This window comes from Candidatus Uabimicrobium helgolandensis (genome assembly GCF_041508025.1).
Lineage (GTDB): Bacteria > Planctomycetota > Uabimicrobiia > Uabimicrobiales > Uabimicrobiaceae > Uabimicrobium > Uabimicrobium helgolandensis.
The window spans coordinates 9,082,134-9,099,704 of sequence record NZ_CP165719.1; the positions used below are offsets into that span (position 1 = coordinate 9,082,134).

At 33.4% G+C, this 17,571-nt stretch carries 14 protein-coding genes; 11 read left to right on the forward strand and 3 right to left on the reverse strand.

The genetic code is table 11. From position 1 onward, the window contains the following. Positions 1-26 precede the first annotated feature (26 nt). Both UABHE_RS33600 and UABHE_RS33605 read left to right on the forward strand, forming a co-directional pair. Entirely contained in the window at positions 27-719 is a 693-nt protein-coding gene (locus UABHE_RS33600; RefSeq protein WP_372367863.1) for a GDSL-type esterase/lipase family protein, read from the forward strand. Continuing rightward, the gene (locus UABHE_RS33605; protein ID WP_372367864.1) at positions 719-2,530 is read left to right on the forward strand and encodes an alpha amylase N-terminal ig-like domain-containing protein; all 1,812 of its coding nucleotides are present in this window, start codon (positions 719-721) and stop codon (positions 2,528-2,530) included. The genes UABHE_RS33600 and UABHE_RS33605 overlap by 1 nt, the downstream gene beginning before the upstream one ends. Before the next feature lie 465 nt (positions 2,531-2,995). On the opposite strand, the gene UABHE_RS33610 is transcribed toward UABHE_RS33605, so the two are convergent. The 3 genes from UABHE_RS33610 to UABHE_RS33620 all read right to left on the reverse strand — a co-directional run bounded on the left by UABHE_RS33610 (position 2,996) and on the right by UABHE_RS33620 (position 4,462). Next, positions 2,996-3,166 carry a hypothetical protein gene (locus UABHE_RS33610; RefSeq protein ID WP_372367865.1) on the reverse strand — a complete coding sequence of 57 codons (171 nt, stop codon included), beginning with the start codon at positions 3,164-3,166 and terminating at the stop codon, positions 2,996-2,998. Positions 3,167-3,288: 122 nt separating this feature from the next. Beyond that, positions 3,289-3,483 carry a four helix bundle protein gene (locus UABHE_RS33615; RefSeq protein WP_372371558.1) on the reverse strand — a complete coding sequence of 65 codons (195 nt, stop codon included), beginning with the start codon at positions 3,481-3,483 and terminating at the stop codon, positions 3,289-3,291. A 289-nt stretch (positions 3,484-3,772) separates the two neighbouring features. Continuing rightward, on the reverse strand, positions 3,773-4,462 hold the full coding sequence (locus tag UABHE_RS33620) for a VOC family protein (RefSeq protein ID WP_372367866.1): 690 nt from the start codon (positions 4,460-4,462) through the stop codon (positions 3,773-3,775). A 118-nt stretch (positions 4,463-4,580) separates the two neighbouring features. On the opposite strand from UABHE_RS33620, the gene UABHE_RS33625 reads away from it, so the two are divergent. From UABHE_RS33625 to UABHE_RS33665, 9 genes are all read left to right on the forward strand, one after another. Then, a complete protein-coding gene (locus UABHE_RS33625) occupies positions 4,581-7,259 on the forward strand; it encodes a tetratricopeptide repeat protein (protein WP_372367867.1) in 2,679 nt (892 codons plus the stop codon). Positions 7,260-7,292: 33 nt separating this feature from the next. Continuing rightward, the gene (locus UABHE_RS33630) at positions 7,293-7,958 is read left to right on the forward strand and encodes a phosphoesterase (protein WP_372367868.1); all 666 of its coding nucleotides are present in this window, start codon (positions 7,293-7,295) and stop codon (positions 7,956-7,958) included. Then, positions 7,955-8,431: a GNAT family N-acetyltransferase gene (locus UABHE_RS33635; protein ID WP_372367869.1), complete on the forward strand. Its 477-nt coding sequence runs from the start codon at positions 7,955-7,957 to the stop codon at positions 8,429-8,431. Before UABHE_RS33630 ends, UABHE_RS33635 begins: the two co-directional genes overlap by 4 nt. Before the next feature lie 322 nt (positions 8,432-8,753). Beyond that, complete coding sequence (locus UABHE_RS33640; RefSeq protein ID WP_372367870.1) at positions 8,754-9,233, forward strand: hypothetical protein; 480 nt, start codon at positions 8,754-8,756, stop codon at positions 9,231-9,233. A 21-nt stretch (positions 9,234-9,254) separates the two neighbouring features. Continuing rightward, a complete protein-coding gene (locus UABHE_RS33645) occupies positions 9,255-13,145 on the forward strand; it encodes a hypothetical protein (protein WP_372367871.1) in 3,891 nt (1,296 codons plus the stop codon). A 302-nt stretch (positions 13,146-13,447) separates the two neighbouring features. Beyond that, on the forward strand, positions 13,448-13,822 hold the full coding sequence (locus UABHE_RS33650) for a BlaI/MecI/CopY family transcriptional regulator (RefSeq protein WP_372367872.1): 375 nt from the start codon (positions 13,448-13,450) through the stop codon (positions 13,820-13,822). Beyond that, positions 13,822-16,539, forward strand: coding sequence for a M56 family metallopeptidase (locus UABHE_RS33655; RefSeq protein WP_372367873.1), 2,718 nt, complete (start codon positions 13,822-13,824; stop codon positions 16,537-16,539). Before UABHE_RS33650 ends, UABHE_RS33655 begins: the two co-directional genes overlap by 1 nt. 181 nt (positions 16,540-16,720) lie before the next feature. After that, positions 16,721-17,116, forward strand: coding sequence for a MerR family transcriptional regulator (locus UABHE_RS33660; RefSeq protein ID WP_372367874.1), 396 nt, complete (start codon positions 16,721-16,723; stop codon positions 17,114-17,116). Beyond that, complete coding sequence (locus tag UABHE_RS33665; protein WP_372367875.1) at positions 17,113-17,532, forward strand: hypothetical protein; 420 nt, start codon at positions 17,113-17,115, stop codon at positions 17,530-17,532. Before UABHE_RS33660 ends, UABHE_RS33665 begins: the two co-directional genes overlap by 4 nt. Positions 17,533-17,571 lie beyond the last annotated feature (39 nt).

Sequence of the window (17,571 nt, forward strand, 5' to 3'; positions counted from 1 at the left end):
TATTCTACAAAATTTGGAGAGCGAAAATGAAAATTATTATAATAGTTTTTATCGTTATTTTTATGACTACTGGATTTGCTCAAGACAATTACTATGAAAAAACTATTCAGCAATTTGAAGCGAAGGATAAAAAGAGTTTTCCTCCGCAAAATGCCGTGTTATTTGTAGGCAGTTCCAGTATTCGTCTGTGGGGATCTTTGAAAGATGACTTTCCCGAAATCGCAACGATTAATCGTGGTTTTGGAGGTTCTCAGACTTCTGATGTTGTTTATTTTGTCGATCGTATTGTTACCTTGTATAAACCAAAAGCCATTGTTTTTTATTGTGGGGAGAATGATATTGCGGCAAAAAAAGCGGTAGAAGTGCCTATCGAGGACTTCAAAAAATTTGTTATTCACGTGCGTAAACATTTACCAAAAACTCTTATATACTATGTTTCGATGAAGCCCTCACCTTCTCGGAAAAATATTTGGCCTAAAATGGTACAAGCTAATCAAAAAATAGCAGAATATTGCAAAGAGAATAGTGTTGTAGATGGCCATAAGAATTTAGGCTATATTGATATTTCGGCAGTGATGTTACAAAATAATAAGATTGATAAATCCATTTTTGTAAAAGATATGCTTCATATGAATGCTGATGGCTATGCAAAGTGGACATCGGTTATTCGTAAAAGATTGGTAAAAGATGGTTTACTTGTAGAAAAAGAAGAAAAGTAATGAATTGGCTAGAAAGTATTTATAGCGATGGAACAGAAGACTTTGTTATCCCTGTGTCTCCTTGCAAAAGTGAAAAAGTTGTTATAAAACTGCGTTTGTATCGAGAAAATCCTGTACATCGGGTGTTATTGCGCAGTTCTCCAGAAGGAGAAGAGATTTTAAAAGAGATGGTGGTAGATAAAGAAGATGACATATTTATATACTATCGCACAGAAGAATACATACACAACAAAGTTTTTACATATAGATTTTTACTAGAAGCGGGAGGTCACCGCTATTGGTATAATCAATCAGGAACTGAGTGTACAACACCACTAGATATTTATGATTTTCGCATTATCACCGGTCTTGCGTCTCCTAAGTGGTTACAGAAAAGCATATTCTACCAAATTTTCCCCGATCGGTTCGCATGCGGATTAGAACCTAAATTACCTAACTATACATACTTAAATCGAAAACCTACTCTGAAAAAATGGCACGAAAAACCAGGAGAGTACCAAGAAACGTACTGTATGGATTTTTTTGGCGGTAATATTTCAGGCATTTTTAATAAAATTCCTTACTTACAAGAATTAGGGATAAATGCCCTGTATTTTAATCCTGTTTTTCACTCACCTTCGAATCACCGTTACGATGTACAAGATTATTTTAAAATTGATCCTGTCTTTGGGGACAATAGTTCTTTTGCGATTCTATCAAAACGCTTACAACAAAATAATATTAAGGTGGTACTCGACGGAGTTTTTAATCATAGTGGAATGGCTTGTCGCTGGTTTAATAAAGCAAAATACTACGATGAGGTAGGGGCTTATCAGTCACAAAAAAGTGAATACGCATCGTTTTATTGCTTTAAAAGACATCCGCACAACTATCATTCGTGGCAAGGAGTAGACACACTACCCAAGTTTAACTACGCATGCAATAAATTACGCGACATGATTTATCGTAGTACAAACTCTATTATGCAGTACTGGTTGCAAGAACCATACTCCATAGACGGATGGCGAATTGATGCTGCAAATATGCTAGGGCGAAGTCCTGGATGCGAAGATTACTTGACCGTTTGGCAAGAATTGCGCAAAGCAATTAAAGACCGATTCCCTGATTCTTATATTCTAGGTGAACACTTTTTCGACGCAAGTGATCTTCTTCAAGGAAATGCTCTAGATGCAGCAATGAACTACCAAGGATTTACTTTTCCCGTACGCAAGTGGTTGGTAGAAGGTTTCTCTAGCGAGAACCTAGATAAACAGCTGTGTACTTTTCGCGCCGCGATTAGCTGGCAAGTTGTACTAAATCAATACAACCTACTTAACAGTCACGATATTCCACGTCTATCTTTTTTACTTCCCTGCCGAAAACTTCAAAAGTTGGCAGCAATATTTTTATTTACCTATCCAGGAGTTCCAGCTATTTACTATGGTGAAGAAATTGGGCTTGCAGGAGGTAGTAGTTGTGAGAGTTCTAGGTTACCTATGTTGTGGGATAACCAGGATTTAGATATGCTCGAATTCTATCAAAAAATTATTGCCTTACGCAAAGATTCGCAAGTATTACAAAAAGGCGGAATAAAAACAATTTATGTTAAGAATGACGTTTATTGCTATGCGCGTTTTTTGGAGAAGAAAGTCATTATTGTAGCTTTAAATCGCGGAGAAGAATGTCGCATAAACATCGATTTGAAAAAAGTGAATGTTTTACCAAATACAAAGCTCCAATCTTGGGAAAATAATCGAACTGTCTGTTGTGATGAGAATGGTCGTTTATCGGTGACTATTTCGAAAAGTGGTTATTTTGTTGGGATGTATTAGAATTAGTTTATTCTTGATCGAATATGAAACGTAGAAAATAAATAATAGTATTTGATCCCCTCACATCAGCTCTTATTGATATGTTAGCTTTCTTTAGAGAGCTAACATATCAATAGGAACTGAAAACATACAACTTCGATTTTAGATGCTAAATTAACTTAAGTTGCGACCTAAAAATAACAAGAAAAAGTGAAAGCGAGAACAAAAAGGACAACTTTTAGCTCAAATCCATAAGAGGTAACAGCATGAATTTTCTTTGGAAAAAAAGAAGTGATCTGACTAAAAGTAGTTTCAATCCTTTTACGGGTAACCTTTTGAATAAACTCAGTAGCTCCGGAAAAAGCCCTTTTAGAATTTTTCTTTCTCTGAGGTAAGATAGAGACATTAAGAGCTTCAGAAACAATATCTTCGAAAGAGTAATCATTGTAAATTTATCAGCAAAAACAAAAGAGTTTTCAGGGATATCTAATTGAAATTGTTTGAGAACACAAAGTTGCCAGAAAAGTAGAGCATAGAAACTAATGCTGTTGTCATAATTTCTGAATTAGTCATTTTAACTTGAGGATCTTCTACAATCTTGAGTGCTTGTGTTATCTCATCACATATACAGAAAACAATTATAATTTCTTTTTCCATGACTTTCTCCTTCTTGTTTTTCCTACTTTAAGAGAAGAGTCGTTATAACAGTATAAAAAAACGATGTGTGCAATTCGATTTTTGAGGTTCGTGGTCGTGGATCGATATTCCATGTGCGAAAATTAGACTATTAACTTTGAAAGCATACAAATTATTCTATAGAGTAGTTTTTTGATTTTCTCTTTTTCTTTTGAGTCTATTATTTGGGCTATCTTGGCAACATCGAATACTGCACTACATTCATTTGCTGATGCTCTTGCTATAGAGAAAAACCTTGCTTTCTCTTTTTTGCTAAATTTGGCATTGCCTTCTGCTATATTAAGAGGGACTCAAAGCGATGCTCTTTTAGCTAATCCTTTAAATAGCTGTAACCTGATGGCATTTTCTCCATCACATTAAATGTTTCTTTTGTATATTCTAGTGATACTTGATATACATCTAATTTTTCATGATTAAAATTCATTGCATTACCCTTACTTCATGCCATGTGCCACGACTGCGTCTCACGAGATTCGAACCGCGCACATCGAATTTGTAAGAGTAATTATACCAGACTGTACGATAACTTTTATAGGTCGCAACTTGGGTTAAATTAATCGTTGAAATTTAGAATGGTAATTCCGTTTTTCTAGGACCTAGTTTATAAGGTGTATTTGGAATTGTAAAAGACTCAAAATCTTGATCAATGATTATACTCATTGGGTAAATTTGCGCTTCTATATCAGTGGGAAACCATTTTCTTCCACAAGCGACAAGAATTAAAAGTCCTTTCTCATCACCAATAGTTATAAACTGATTAGAAATTACTTTTTTTTCATTTACACCGAACCATAGAGGAATTTTTGTTTTTTCCGCAATTAAAGAGTAAGTGTCTTTTACATTTATTATTGGAATTCCTATTTCGCTTACATTTAGAATATTTTGGTTGCAAAATGATTGATGGGTCTCATTTTTTAATGTGTGGCGTGCAATAAATTCAACGATATTTCCTTGAGGATCGTTAAAGTAAAGAGCACTAGCATTCCAATCGGCGAAAAATGTTTCTTTTTTAATAACAATTTTTCTTTCTATAAGCCACTTTTTAGCATCTAAATATTTATTTTCTGGTATGTTAAAAGCAAAATGGTATTTGGGGTTCGACTCTAAGTCTTTCTCAAATAATAATTTAGATGTTCCGGCTTGAATGGTAAAGTAGAGTTCTGTTTCGTCTAAAATAGAAAAACCTAAACGTTTTTGATAAAAATATTTTTGTTCTAATAATTTTGATGTTTTTAACATTAAACTTCTTATTTCCATATTAAAATTTCCTATTCTTGGCTTGATATTCATTAAAATTGTTTTTTCGTTTTATGGTATTGTATAATTTTGCAATGATACATAAATTTAAACTCAAATTTAACTGAAAGAAAATAAAATGTTTGGTGATAAGGAAAATAGTGCGTTAATAAAAATATTGAAAAATAAAGAAGCTGTCGTTTTTTGCGGAGCAGGTGTTAGTCTTGAGCCACCAGCTGGTTTACCTAACTGGCATAAACTACGTGATTACACTCTAGAAGCTGTCGCTAGTAAAGATGAATATCTACAGCAATTTGTTTCTGATTTAATTTCTATACCAATGATTGAGGACAAAAATGGTAAAGGATTAACTCCTGAAGTTGTCGCGTCTGAGATCTATCAAAATTGTGGTGGTTATTTTGAGTGCTTTCGTGCTCTCAAAGATGGCGAGCCAAACGCAAATCATAAATATTTAGCTCTTATGGCCAAATTAGGATTTGTGAATTATATCATTACAACTAATTTTGATCTATTCATTGAAAATAGTTTTGATGAATTGAGTGTGCCTTACAAAACATATCGAACATTAGAAGAGTTTTCGCAAATAGATGATTTAGAGTCTTGTACTCATATATTAAAAATACACGGATGCATTAGTTTTCCAGAAACGATTATTGCTACGATAGAGCAAGAAGGTCGTGGTTTGCCTTACGAAATTAGAAACGTTATTAAGCGACTTGTTGAGCGCTATGTCTTTATTTTTTGGGGTTATAGTGGTGCAGATTTAAAAATAGATCTTGATTATCTATCTCTACTAAGTTGTAAAGATAAAGCAAAAGGGTTTGTTTGGAATTTTTTAGAAAATGAAGATTACCAAGAGCCTGTAAATCCTTATGTCGAAATTTTAGCAAATCATTACGGCTCTCGCGCACAAGTTGTCCATGGTAAATTGCCTGATATTTTTGATGAAATAACTGATAGTAAATATAAAATCAGTCGCGAACATTACGACTGTGACCAAAGACAAGAATGGCAACAACAGAAAAATATTAAACTTCTTGAGTTTTTAAAGAAATGGGCAAATGAATACTTAGAAAAATTACAAGCAATGAATATTTATGGTTCACTACTTGCATACAGTGGACAAACTTCAAAGGCTTTGCAGTGCCAACAACACCAAATTGATTTGTGTCGTACTACAAACAACAATTCTCAGCTTAGCACAGCTTTAAATAACATTGGAAGTACATATGAATCGATAGGTGAATATGACAAAGCTTTACAAGCATTTGAGGAAGCTTTAGATATCGATGAAGAACAGAATGATAGCAAAGGACTTGGAATTCTTGCAAGCAATATAGGAAATATTTATTATACTCGCGGTGATTATAGCAAAGCTTTAGAGTATTACGATAAAGCTAAAAATATTGACGAGCAGATTGGTTACCAACGCGGACTATCGACAGATTTAAATAATATTGGAATGGTGCACAATAGTCTTGGTAATGGTGAATTAGCACTAGAATTTTATAAACAAGCGGAAAATATTGATCGCGAAATAGGGGATAAGAAAGGATTAGCTGCGCGTTTGAATAATATTGGGATTTTATTTAAAGAGCTTGGTAATTATGAAGAAGCAATGCGTTGTTATAAAGAAGCCCAACAAATAAATCGAGCATTGGGAGATAAAAAAAGTTGGTCTACTGCGCTAAATAATATGGGATTTATTTCTTATCTAAAAAAAGATTTTATCAAAGCAATTGAATATTACAAAGAAGCTCAAAAAATAGATGAATATAGTAACAACAAACGTGGAATAGCTATTCGCTTAAATAATATAGGCTTGGTGTATAAGCGCCAAAAGCAGTACGACAAAGCTTTAATGTATTACCAAAAAGCACACGATATAGCTCTTGAACTGGGAGACAAAAAGTCTTTAGCGAGTTTATATATCAATATTGGTAGTACCTATGACATCCTAAAAGATTATAGTAAAGCTTTAGACTATAACCAAAAAGCCAAAAATATTTATTCTGAAATTGGTAACAAAAAAGGATTGGCGACAAGCTTAAATAATATTGGAAGTTCTTACAAATCAATGGAGCAATATAAACAGGCACTCGATTATTACAAAAAAGCAGAAGAAATAGATCGCGAATTAAGAGATCAAAATTCTACTTGTGTACTTCTCTCTAATATTGCAAGTGCTTACCGCTCTGCAAAAGAATATGAAAATGCCATACTTTACTATGAAAAAAGTATTGCTCTTGCCAAGAGTTTGGAAAACAATAGTGAATTGTCTTCGCTTTTTAATGGTCTTGGCATTGTATATCGAAGTCAGGGTTTGTACTCTAAAGCGTTAGTAATATTCGAAGAGGCTTATAAAATAGCAAAAGATAATAGTGATTTTTTTGTTATTGTTCTAACTAAAAATAATATAGGAAAAAACTACCACAAACAAAACAAATACCAACAAGCATTAGATATGTTTAAACAAGCAGCGCAGTTAGCTGAAGAATATAAATATGAGGAAGAACTCGCGGATAGTTTAAATAACACTGCTATAACACTTAAGCAACTTGAACAATATGATGATTCTTTACTACACTCACAAGAAGCGTACGAGATTGCGACAAAGTGCAAGGCAAGTTTAGAAATTGCCCGAGCTTTCAATAACATGGGAAATATTGCAAAAATTCGACAAGAAATTTCACTAGCTATAGACCAGTTCAAAAAAGCAGAAGCTTATGCAAATAATTGTTATAACACTGAGGTTCTAAATATGATTCGAGAAAATTTAGTTTCTTTACAAAGCTAAATTTATGATTAGTTTATTATTTACGAGAAAAAAATGCAAAAAATATGGTTCACTTCAGACACTCATTTTGGGCATGGTAATATTATAAAATATTGCGCGCGCCCTTTTTTTTCTGCAAACGAACAAAAGATTTATGAGGCTACGCAACATCCCGAAGCTAGTGAGGAAGACAAGGCTGAGTATAAAAAGATGGCTCTTTCGCCGGAAAGTCTTGATCGTCATGATGAGCAACTTATTGCTAATTGGAATACCTGCGTTAGTAAAGGAGACCGAGTCTATCATCTTGGAGATTTTAGCTTTGGCAATGAGGATTATATTGAAAAGATTCTCGCGCGGTTAAATGGTGATATTCATTTGATTAAAGGAAACCATGATCGCAATTTGCGCGCTTTAGAAAAGCGTTGCATATGGGTAAAAGATTATTTTGAATTAAAAGTTAAAGATAATGGGCAAAATCAAAAAATTATTTTGCTACACTATGCGCTACGCGTTTGGAATGCTAGTCACTATGGATCTTGGCATTTGTATGGTCATAGTCATGCTACTCTTGCTGATGATCCTTTGGCGTTATCTATTGATGTTGGTATTGATGCTGTAGCTCTTTGGCATGCTAACGATGAGAATATTTGCAAACGTTATCGTCCTATATCGTTTGATGAAGTGAAAGAAATTTTGAATAAAAAGGGAAATCTGCGATGAGTGAACTTGTAACAAAACGTTTATGTTTGCGTCGTTATGTTTCTGATGATATTACGAATTTCGTGGCCTTAAATACCGATCCTGTTGTACGAGAAAAAATGGATGGTGCAAAATCACTGAAAGAGGCGCAAAATTTTTTCCGCAAATTATTAGTTAGTGAAGAACTGTGCTGGGCGATTATTTCTGGAGATAATTACATAGGTCATTGTTTTCTCAGTAGCACGGATTTACCGAATGTGTTAGAGCTTGGGTTTTTATTGCATCAAAAATATTGGGGACAGGGATTTGCAACGGAAGCAGCTCAGGTATTGGTTGATTATGCGCGAAACAGCGATCGCGTTCGTGAGATAATTGCTACTGTTGACGAAGATAATTTTGCGTCTATTTGTGTATTGAAAAAAATTGGATTACAATTAAAGGCAATTGAAAAAGACGAAGAGGGAGAGTATTGTTTGTATTCGTTGTGTTGCTAAAATAAAGTGCCTAAAATTCATTTGAAATATAAATTACTAACATGTCCCTCTTACTATCTCTGTGGAAGATCGGACTCGTAAGCGGGCTCGGGTTCAAAAAAAATGGACTTTGAATGGTAGTCGGCGCTAGCCTTATATAAATTTCAATTTACAACAGAAAGAGATTGCCAGCTGTTGTTGATCATTAAATGAATTTGGCTCTTGTAAAAGTAAGCTTTACGGTTTAAAATGGTTTTAAGTACGGGCATTTTACTATATCTTTGATTTTTATTAGAGACGCAGCTCTGGGACATTTCTTATTATATTGAATTTTGGGTGTCGTATGGAAGAAAAACTAAAACGTTACTGGGTATCTTGGTATACACCTGATGGTGAAGTAGAAACATCTTTTGAGTACGGACGACAAGAAAACTATAATTCTGATAGTATGGAAATACTATATGCAGTGATAGATGCAGAAAGCAAAAAGGATGTTTGGAAGGGAATTGCAAAATTTTTTCCAAATTTCACAGAAAGATTTATTCAAGAACGTTCTTTACCTTGGCTACCAAGTAGTTCTTATCCCGATTTCAAGCCAAAACATACAACTATCGAGGAACTTACAGTACAAAAGTTTGATGTCTATGCTGAAATGACTGCTACGGCTTATGTAGGAACTGTTGAGGCAGTGACTGAGAGGCAAGCGCAGAAGAAAGCAATGCAGCTCGATAAAAAAGTGGCGATATGTAAAAAATGCACTAAAGATATAAGAAATATTGAAATTAAAGACAATTATTCTGTTGAATCTCAGAGCTCTCAGTAAAGCGTGAAAAAGTGATCATCTATGCAAGATAGACAAGAAACAGCTGTAAAAAACTGGACATCTCATGAAGATATTGTCGCGCATTTTGAAAGTGGAACGCAGGGATTATTTTTTCTATCTTTGCAAACAATTCGACGTATTATTCGTCTGCACCGGCAGTTGAATGTTTTTTATTTGTCTGTCCCACATAGTAATGTTTATAGTTTAACGACAGAAGATTTTGTAAGAATACTCAATACCTATGATAGCATACTAAAAGAAAAGATTCTTTATCAGCAAATAGAAACAGAGTATGTTACTCTTGTGGCTGTTCCTTCAAAATCGAAACTTCGCAAGCATGGTATTCACTATTTTGCACGGGAGTTTTGGAGTTTAATTTTTCACGCCCAAATAGATATAAAATGTCGTAGCTCGTCTTATTTAAATGATCTGACTGATGTAGAAATTAAGTCCTTGTTTACTCCTATCATTTTTGCCGAAATCCGCGCAGTTTTGTACCAAGAAAATCGGTTATTTGATGTGAGCAATGACAAGGAAGTTTTACAAGAATTTTTATCGTTTTATTTTGAAATGTTTTATTTTCATCGTGAGTTAATCAAATCTTCTTTCCCTTCTCTTTGCAAGTGCGAAGTTGTAGTTTCTGAAATTGCACAAAAAATAAATTTAGATTTTGAAAATTTTTTAGAGCAAAGTCGACCACAAATAGCTTCGTTTTCGTATTTAGAAAAACACTCAAAAAACTCTCCTGATCAAGTTATTAATAATATATTAGCGCATTTAGCTTTTCTTGATGAGAATAAAAAAGGCATAGATGTCTCTAAAAATTACAATAAATTTATTACACTTCTTGTTTCTCAAATAGTACAAATTGAAGAACTTTGTTTCGCTGATATATGTAATCTTGCTATTCGTGAAAAAGTTTATGTTTCAAAAAAAATACTGTTTGCGATTGATCAGCTCATGGTCCTTTATTTTCCTCGAAACTATTCTAAGGCTTTGTACACGCAGAAAATAGTTGTTTACTTGCGATCACGGGAAAAAGTAGTGAGGGACGTTTACCGTTTTAAAGCAAGGAAGATTTCTGAGGTATTTGTTAATCAATTATCTAACTACACCAATATAAAACAACCAAAACTTACAAATGAGATTATACGTAGTTTTACAGGTTATTTTTTTTACTATTTATTATTTGGTTGGTTAATACACTTTATCACTCGCAATCTGTCATTATCTTTTACTTGGGCACTACGCTCCAAATATTATTTCGATAAAATTCTTTTTCGAAAGTATTACATACGATTTCTGTGGGTAAGTGAAAAAAGAAATATTGGTCGTGGGATTTTAAATCTTCGACAGGCACAAGCAATTTTAGAACGCGCTACTTATTGTTCAAAATCGGATGTTATTGATCGCATTAAAAAAGATTTGCAACAACAATACGAAGAGTATATTAAGCCTGTGAGCGAGTATCTGATTAAAGATCTTAATTTAGACGAGCGTGATCGCACAGATTTTCATAACTTTATAGACTATCTTAGCAAAAAAATTCGTCGCGAAAAATGGTGTACAGAAAGATTTATTCTTTTAGATTTGGAAAATGCATACATCGATGGAAATACTAAATTTTGCGAACTTAGTGTTCGCAGTTGGATGTTCTCATTTGCAAAAGAAAAGTTAATCTCAGGGTTACCGTACAATAGTCATATGCGACGTTTAAAACATTTACGTGCAGCGTGCAAAAAGACTCAAAAAATAGAGCTCGATGAAAAAACACTAGAGCGGTATGTTTATATTACACATAAAGCTTTAGAAAAAACGAAACAGAAAGTTAGTGAACAAATTGGACCTATTGTTTTATCGGCAATGGCTGAACAAAATTTTCATCAAAAAACATTGGAAGAAAAAGTTGCTTTTGAGAAAGTATATCAAGGTTATCTCGATGTAATGACTAATGAAGGCTATAGTTATTTTGCAAAACTGCGCGATTTAGTAAGCCGTAATCGTGTAACCCTAGAAAATTTGGAAACCAAGCAGATATTTACAGGTGACCAACTTATAAAACTAGATCGTTTGTTAGGTAAAAAACTGCGTGGAGTTCATCGCCCTGCGGAAATTTATGTTCGTTTTTTACAAATTATAAGCTCTATTTTTTTTGGAACGCCTACAGGAAGATTTATTTGCAAATTTTTCTTTTTCCCTTTTGGGGGGGCTGTCATTCTTATGGTTCTTATGCAAATGCTTCTTGAGTCTTTTGTACCTGGTATTGATTTAATATCTGCAAAGTGGGTTTTTTCAACGAGTGCAGGACTACAAATATTTTTCTATGTTGAATTTTCAAGAACTTGGCTTAAGAAGTTTGTCTGGAAACCGTTAGTATACGTAGGCTCTATTCCCATCAAAACTCTACAAAGAATACCCACCATACTAAAAAAAATAATACTATTACCATTTCTAGGTAGCCTTGCTATTTTTTCGTTATTATATTTTCAATTCTATCGAGAAGTTTTGTTATATAAACCTTCGCATTGGAGTAATACTTATTATTACCAAATAGTATATGCTGCTTGTATTTTTATTGCTTTTCTCTTTTTTAATTCGCGTTTGGGCACTGTTATAAAAAATATATTTATAGAGATAATAGCTCTTGTTATACAAGCCCTTGGACGCGGTCTTTTAATACGCTTTCTTTCTTTTTTATTATATTTATCTCGTATCTTATTGGAAAAAATAGAACACGCTTCTTACATTGTTTCTGACTATTTACGTTTGATTTATGGCGCAAAATACACTACTTCATTTTTTAAAGCATTTATAGCCTTAATATGGTTTCCTCTTGCTTACATAATAACATTGTATATTGTGTTATTCTTAGAACCGCAAATCAATCCTCTAAAGTTTCCCATTGTTTCTATTACTTATAAGTTACTATTCGTATTTCCTGAAACTTATCTACAGATTCTTACAACTTTGCAAGATATTGCGAGTTTTATACTTCCTGCAATCGCTGCTTATAGTTTTGCGTGGTTTACAGGATTTGTATTTACAGGATTGTTTGGGTTTTTAGGATGGGAACTTAAAGAAAATTGGCAATTGTACAAAGAAAACTGGCGCAAATTTGTTTCTCCTGCCAAAATTGGTAAAAAAGGAAAGACAATTGTTCAGTTTTTACGTCCAGGTTTTCATTCTGGAGATATTCCGCATTTATTTGATAAATTGCGTACGATTAAGACTAAAAATATTGGAAATCAGCAAGCTTTTAACCCTGCGCTACCGTTAGAGCGAGAAATGAAAGGGATCAAGCGCGAGTTGCAAATCTACGTTGAGCGAGATTTTTTATGGGTAGTAGGAAAACATCCACTTTTTTGCAAGGATTTTTCTCTCAAAGTCACAAATATAAGCTGTACTTATAATACAATATCTATTGATATAAGTATTGTTAATAAGGAGCAGAAATCTAGTCTTTGTATTTGCTTTCAAGAAAAAGAGCATCGACTTATTGCTACCTCTGAGATTTCTAATTTAGGAAATTGGTCAATATCTCAACAGCAAGTTTTTGCATATATTCTTGCGGTTTTTTATAAAAAGTCGTCTACTGATTTAGTACGTGAACACATTGAGTTCTATCTCAATAAGCGATACAGTGATTACGAATTAAATAGCGAAATGTTTTACGATATTCAAACAAACTATGTAAATGTAAATTTAAAACAAGAGAATCAAAAAATGATGTCATTACAAAACATACGTCGTAAATTTTTTGCAACTAAAAATATTTACCAAGAAAGAATGTACCTTGATAGAAACTTGTTATTTTCGAAGCATAAATTTCTGTGGAAAGATTTTAACAAAATAACCAAGGAAGAGCATTTTTCTCACGGTAAACAATACCTTCACTTCTTGAAGCAAAATTGATCTTACAAGCTATTAAGTGACCCGCCAAAAGTATTTACCCATTGGTATTTTACTCTTTTATTTACTAGCTTTGTTGCTCCTCGTTTACGCAGCTACGGCTGCGCGCTCTCGTCGCGCCGCGCCAGAAAATAAAAGCTCTGCATTCAACGGGTAACTATTTTTGTCAGGTCACTTAGTTCGCTATAATAACCCATCTCAAATAAATTTTAGTTTTTTTCTTGACGAAGGTACTACGTTTGTAGTACCTTGTTATGGATGTTGGTACTACACTTGTAGTACTATTTTTGAATGAAAGAATAAGCATGACAAAATTAGCCAAATTATCCCAGACAGAATGGGTGGTAATGAAAGTGTGTTGGGAGAAAAAAAGTTGTTCTGCGCGCGAAGTGCACGAAACCGTGACATCTAAAGATTGGGAATATCGTACAGTGAAAACAATGCTTGATCGCCTTGTTGAAAAAGGATACCTAACAAGAGAAAAAGATGCGAATATTTGTTTATATATCACTGCAGTTTCACAAAGCTCGGTTACCAATACTGCAATTGACAACTTTATTTCTACCGTACTTGACAATACAGTTACACCTTTATTTGCTCATTTTTCAAAGGGGAAAAAACTTAGTAAAAAAGAACTTTCTTCTTTAAAACAACTCATAGATGAATTCGAGGAGGAATAATGAGTCTTGACTCCATAGCAGATAACATTTTACAACATTTGTGGATGATTAGTTGGCAAATTTGCGTTTTAGTGATTGTTGTTTGGGGACTGTGTAAGATTTTTTCGCGAACTTCTGCGAATTTTCGTTACTGGTTGTGGTGTATTATTCTTCTGCGCTTGTGTTTGCCAGGAGATGTTTTTCAAACGGATCGCGATAATTATTATATACCAAATAGCTTACCTGTCGTTTGGGAACAGTCACAAGAAACAGCTTTGCAAAGTATTTCTTTCGCAAATATAGAAGAACAAAGCTCCAACTCTAGCTATGTGTTGGTGAATTGGTCTTTATCTACGATTGTTGTTTCGCTATGGAGTTTACTTGCTTTATTACTAGGAAGTATTGTTGTATTGCGTGCGGTATACGCTTTTGCACAGATTAAAATTTATCCGCGAGTAAAAGATATAGCAGTACTTCGGCTTCTCGAAGAATGTAAGAAACAATTAAAAATAGACCGCGATATAGAAGTTTTATTATCGCCTAAAGTTACCGATGGACCATTTTTAACGGGAATTATTTTTCCTAAAATTATTTTACCAAAACACGTAGTTACGTCGTGGAAAGAACACGAACTTTCGCCTATTATTTTGCACGAATTAGCGCATCTAAAACGTAGGGATTTAGTTGTGAATTGGTTGCAAATCTTACTGCAAATTGTTTATTTTTTTCATCCAGCAGTATGGTATATCAACCGCAAAATATACAATGAAAGAGAGTTAGCTTGCGACGATCTTGCTGTTTATTGCTTAGGAGGGAAACGCAAAAATTATACCAAAACAATGTTGCGTGTTTTACAAGAAAGCAATGATGTTTTTTCTGCTTTTGGTGCTGTAGGGTTAGCAGAGAAACATCATTTTTTGAAAACGCGTATAGTACGCATTTTAGATAATAAATATTTGGGGTACAAAAAAATGAAAAAATTAACTCTCTTTATTTTAACATTATTTGCCGTATGTTCAATAGGAATTTTTGGACAACAAAAAGATTCGGCACCAGAGAATAAGACGCAGCAAGAAAAAGTTGAAGTTTCTTATGTTGTCTATACTATGAGTAGCGGAAAAAAACAAGAAGTAGAACCAGATCTTATATTCCTTAACGGTGTGGACCTTAAAAAACAAAAGTTTTTTGCGCCTGGGAATTACAATTTATTGGTTTCTAAAAAAGATTTTAAGCACATTTTTAAAGAAATAAAAATTGCTAGTTCAAACAAGACTTTTGATATTAGTGTATCTATGGAATTATCTCAGAAACAAGTAAAGCTTAAGAAAAAAGACGGGGAAGTCAATGTAAAGTATAAAATTACAGGTGATTTTCCAAAAGAAGACCCAATTGATCCAGAGATTATATCATTGAACGGACTTGATGTGCGCGATCAAAACTTTACACCAGGAGCCTATATTTTGGAAATTAAGCAGCCTGGTTATATACCAGTAAAAGAGCCGATAGTAATTAACAAAGGTCAAGGAACGTTTGAGTTTGAGCGTGAGCTAGTTACGTTAGAGCGAACACTCGACGTTGATATAAAGTTTGACTGTGTTACAAAAGATAATTCTTATTCTATTTTTTTGAGGCCAGTTTCAGAAGATAAGTCTTTTAAAATTGAAAACGGGTCAAAAATCAAACCGAATAGTTATATGATGACCATTAAAAAACCATTTTTCTTTGGTATCGAACACAAACTTCATGTTTGGCCTGATGACCGAAATTTTGTTCTATCTGAAAAGCTTGTTTCGCGACCTGTTACAGTTGCTTTAGAAGTAATGTACGGTGATAGGATAAATAGTTCTGAGCAAATTGTGACTTTGAAAAAAGGTCAAATTACTCACGCAGTAAAAACTGGGCTAAGTGTAAAGCCAGGAAATTACGATTTAGAGATTTATCATCCCCGTTATGCATCTGAAGCTAAATCAATTACAATATTTCCTTCTAATGTTCATACAATTAAAGAGAGAATGGTTGAATCGAAGAGATCACAAAAACATAGCCAACTAGTTTTTCAAATTTTGGATAGAGATACTGAACAATTAGTACAGCCGTTAAGAGTTTTAGTAAATAACAAAATTTATAGTTTTGATCAAAAATTCGCAAAAAACACTAAAATTTCAGTTGAGATTGATATTCATAAATACAAGACAATTAAGAAAAATTTTATTGTCAAAGGTGATCAGTTTATTGTTGCAGTAGAGGCAGAAAAATTACGAAAAATAGAATTTTTGTTACGCAACCCAAGCATGGTTCTTAATGGTATTAAGTATCAACCGAGGTTTGCTGTAGATAAAAAAGAACTTGAATCACATAATCTTATAACAGAAAGAGGTGGAGTTACGTATTATGTTGCATATGTAGAAAAACGTGCGCAATTTTTTACTATTGCTATTGGTTACAAATATAATGTTTTTTTTATCTCAAAAAAGAATTATATAAGTGTAAATTCTTCTTTCCCGAACATAAATGTACCTGCACTTATAAATCATTTACAGCTCGTTAAACAAGAAGGCATTCATGAACTTTTCCAATCTATGAAAGAAATATATTTACTTCATAAAAGTAACATTGCAACACTACCAGAAGAAGAATTTTCGCTACTGGTTGGGTATTTACAATCAATTTCAGTTTCGGATGCAGGACTTAGTGCGAAGCAAATGCAAATTATAAAGAAACTTCGTGAACTAAAGTAAGTAATATTTTTATAGTGTGTTTTTGAAAAGCCTCATCTAAAGATGAGGCTTTTTTGTTGGTTGTATCCTTTTGTTAAGGGGGTAATAATTTTGAAATAAAAAATTCGACAGATAACTATAATATAAAACTCTTGACTCCGTACCATGGTACGGACTGTAGAATAGTTGCTGGAGGTTCACTATGGAAACTTTCACTATTGGTCAATTGGCAAAGCGTGCTAATGTAAATGTCGAAACCATTCGTTATTACCAGCGTCGCCAGCTGTTAGCAGTTCCTGTTCGGTTGACAGGTTATCGTAAATATACAGAAGAATATGTACAGCGTATTTCTGTTATCCAACAAATGCAACAATTAGGTTTTTCTTTACGAGAAATCTCTGATTTGATTAATCTTGATGGCAATACTTCTTGTGACGCCATACAAGAAGTTGGATTACAAAAAATATCCCAAATAGAACAAAAAATTGAATCGTTACAGCAAATAAAAGATTTTTTACAAATGTTATTAATACAATGCGATAAGAGGTTTATGAAGGATTGTTTAGCTGTCGAACATTTAGGAAAAAAACAGAAATGAAAAAATCATTGATTTTTATAATAGGAACTGTTGTAGGGGTATTTTCAACTTATTTCTTTTATATAAATGAAGTAGAAATAAACTATTCTATGAAAAAACAAGTATCTAAAAATTTGATCTCGTGTAACCTATCTTCTGAAGCTCTTCAACAACGAGATGGAGAACTACAAAAACTGTTCAAACAATGTACGAAAATAGAAGAATTAGAAGATGGTTATGCTTTTCAATTTCCTCGTACTCAAAAAATGGCAAATGAACTATTACAATTTGTATTTTTTGAACAGCAATGTTGCCATTTTCTTACTTTTGAATTAATTTTTGCCGAAGCAAATAAGGATCTGTCGTTGCGATTACGAGGTTCGCATAAAGTAAAAGAGTTTATTAAACCTTGGCTGAATAAAAGTCCTAACGAGTAGTTAACCTAAGTTGCGACCTTTAGGAAATAGAAAAAGTTG

What these genes read in the sequence shown, in the direction of transcription:
- UABHE_RS33600 (WP_372367863.1), top strand. Translation starts at nt 27, where the DNA reads ATGAAAATTATTATAATAGTTTTTATCGTTATTTTTATGACTACTGGA.
- UABHE_RS33605 (WP_372367864.1), top strand. Translation starts at nt 719, where the DNA reads ATGAATTGGCTAGAAAGTATTTATAGCGATGGAACAGAAGACTTTGTT.
- UABHE_RS33610 (WP_372367865.1), bottom strand. Translation starts at nt 3,166, where the DNA reads ATGGAAAAAGAAATTATAATTGTTTTCTGTATATGTGATGAGATAACA.
- UABHE_RS33620 (WP_372367866.1), bottom strand. Translation starts at nt 4,462, where the DNA reads ATGGAAATAAGAAGTTTAATGTTAAAAACATCAAAATTATTAGAACAA.
- UABHE_RS33625 (WP_372367867.1), top strand. Translation starts at nt 4,581, where the DNA reads ATGTTTGGTGATAAGGAAAATAGTGCGTTAATAAAAATATTGAAAAAT.
- UABHE_RS33630 (WP_372367868.1), top strand. Translation starts at nt 7,293, where the DNA reads ATGCAAAAAATATGGTTCACTTCAGACACTCATTTTGGGCATGGTAAT.
- UABHE_RS33635 (WP_372367869.1), top strand. Translation starts at nt 7,955, where the DNA reads ATGAGTGAACTTGTAACAAAACGTTTATGTTTGCGTCGTTATGTTTCT.
- UABHE_RS33640 (WP_372367870.1), top strand. Translation starts at nt 8,754, where the DNA reads ATGGAAGAAAAACTAAAACGTTACTGGGTATCTTGGTATACACCTGAT.
- UABHE_RS33645 (WP_372367871.1), top strand. Translation starts at nt 9,255, where the DNA reads ATGCAAGATAGACAAGAAACAGCTGTAAAAAACTGGACATCTCATGAA.
- UABHE_RS33650 (WP_372367872.1), top strand. Translation starts at nt 13,448, where the DNA reads ATGACAAAATTAGCCAAATTATCCCAGACAGAATGGGTGGTAATGAAA.
- UABHE_RS33655 (WP_372367873.1), top strand. Translation starts at nt 13,822, where the DNA reads ATGAGTCTTGACTCCATAGCAGATAACATTTTACAACATTTGTGGATG.
- UABHE_RS33660 (WP_372367874.1), top strand. Translation starts at nt 16,721, where the DNA reads ATGGAAACTTTCACTATTGGTCAATTGGCAAAGCGTGCTAATGTAAAT.
- UABHE_RS33665 (WP_372367875.1), top strand. Translation starts at nt 17,113, where the DNA reads ATGAAAAAATCATTGATTTTTATAATAGGAACTGTTGTAGGGGTATTT.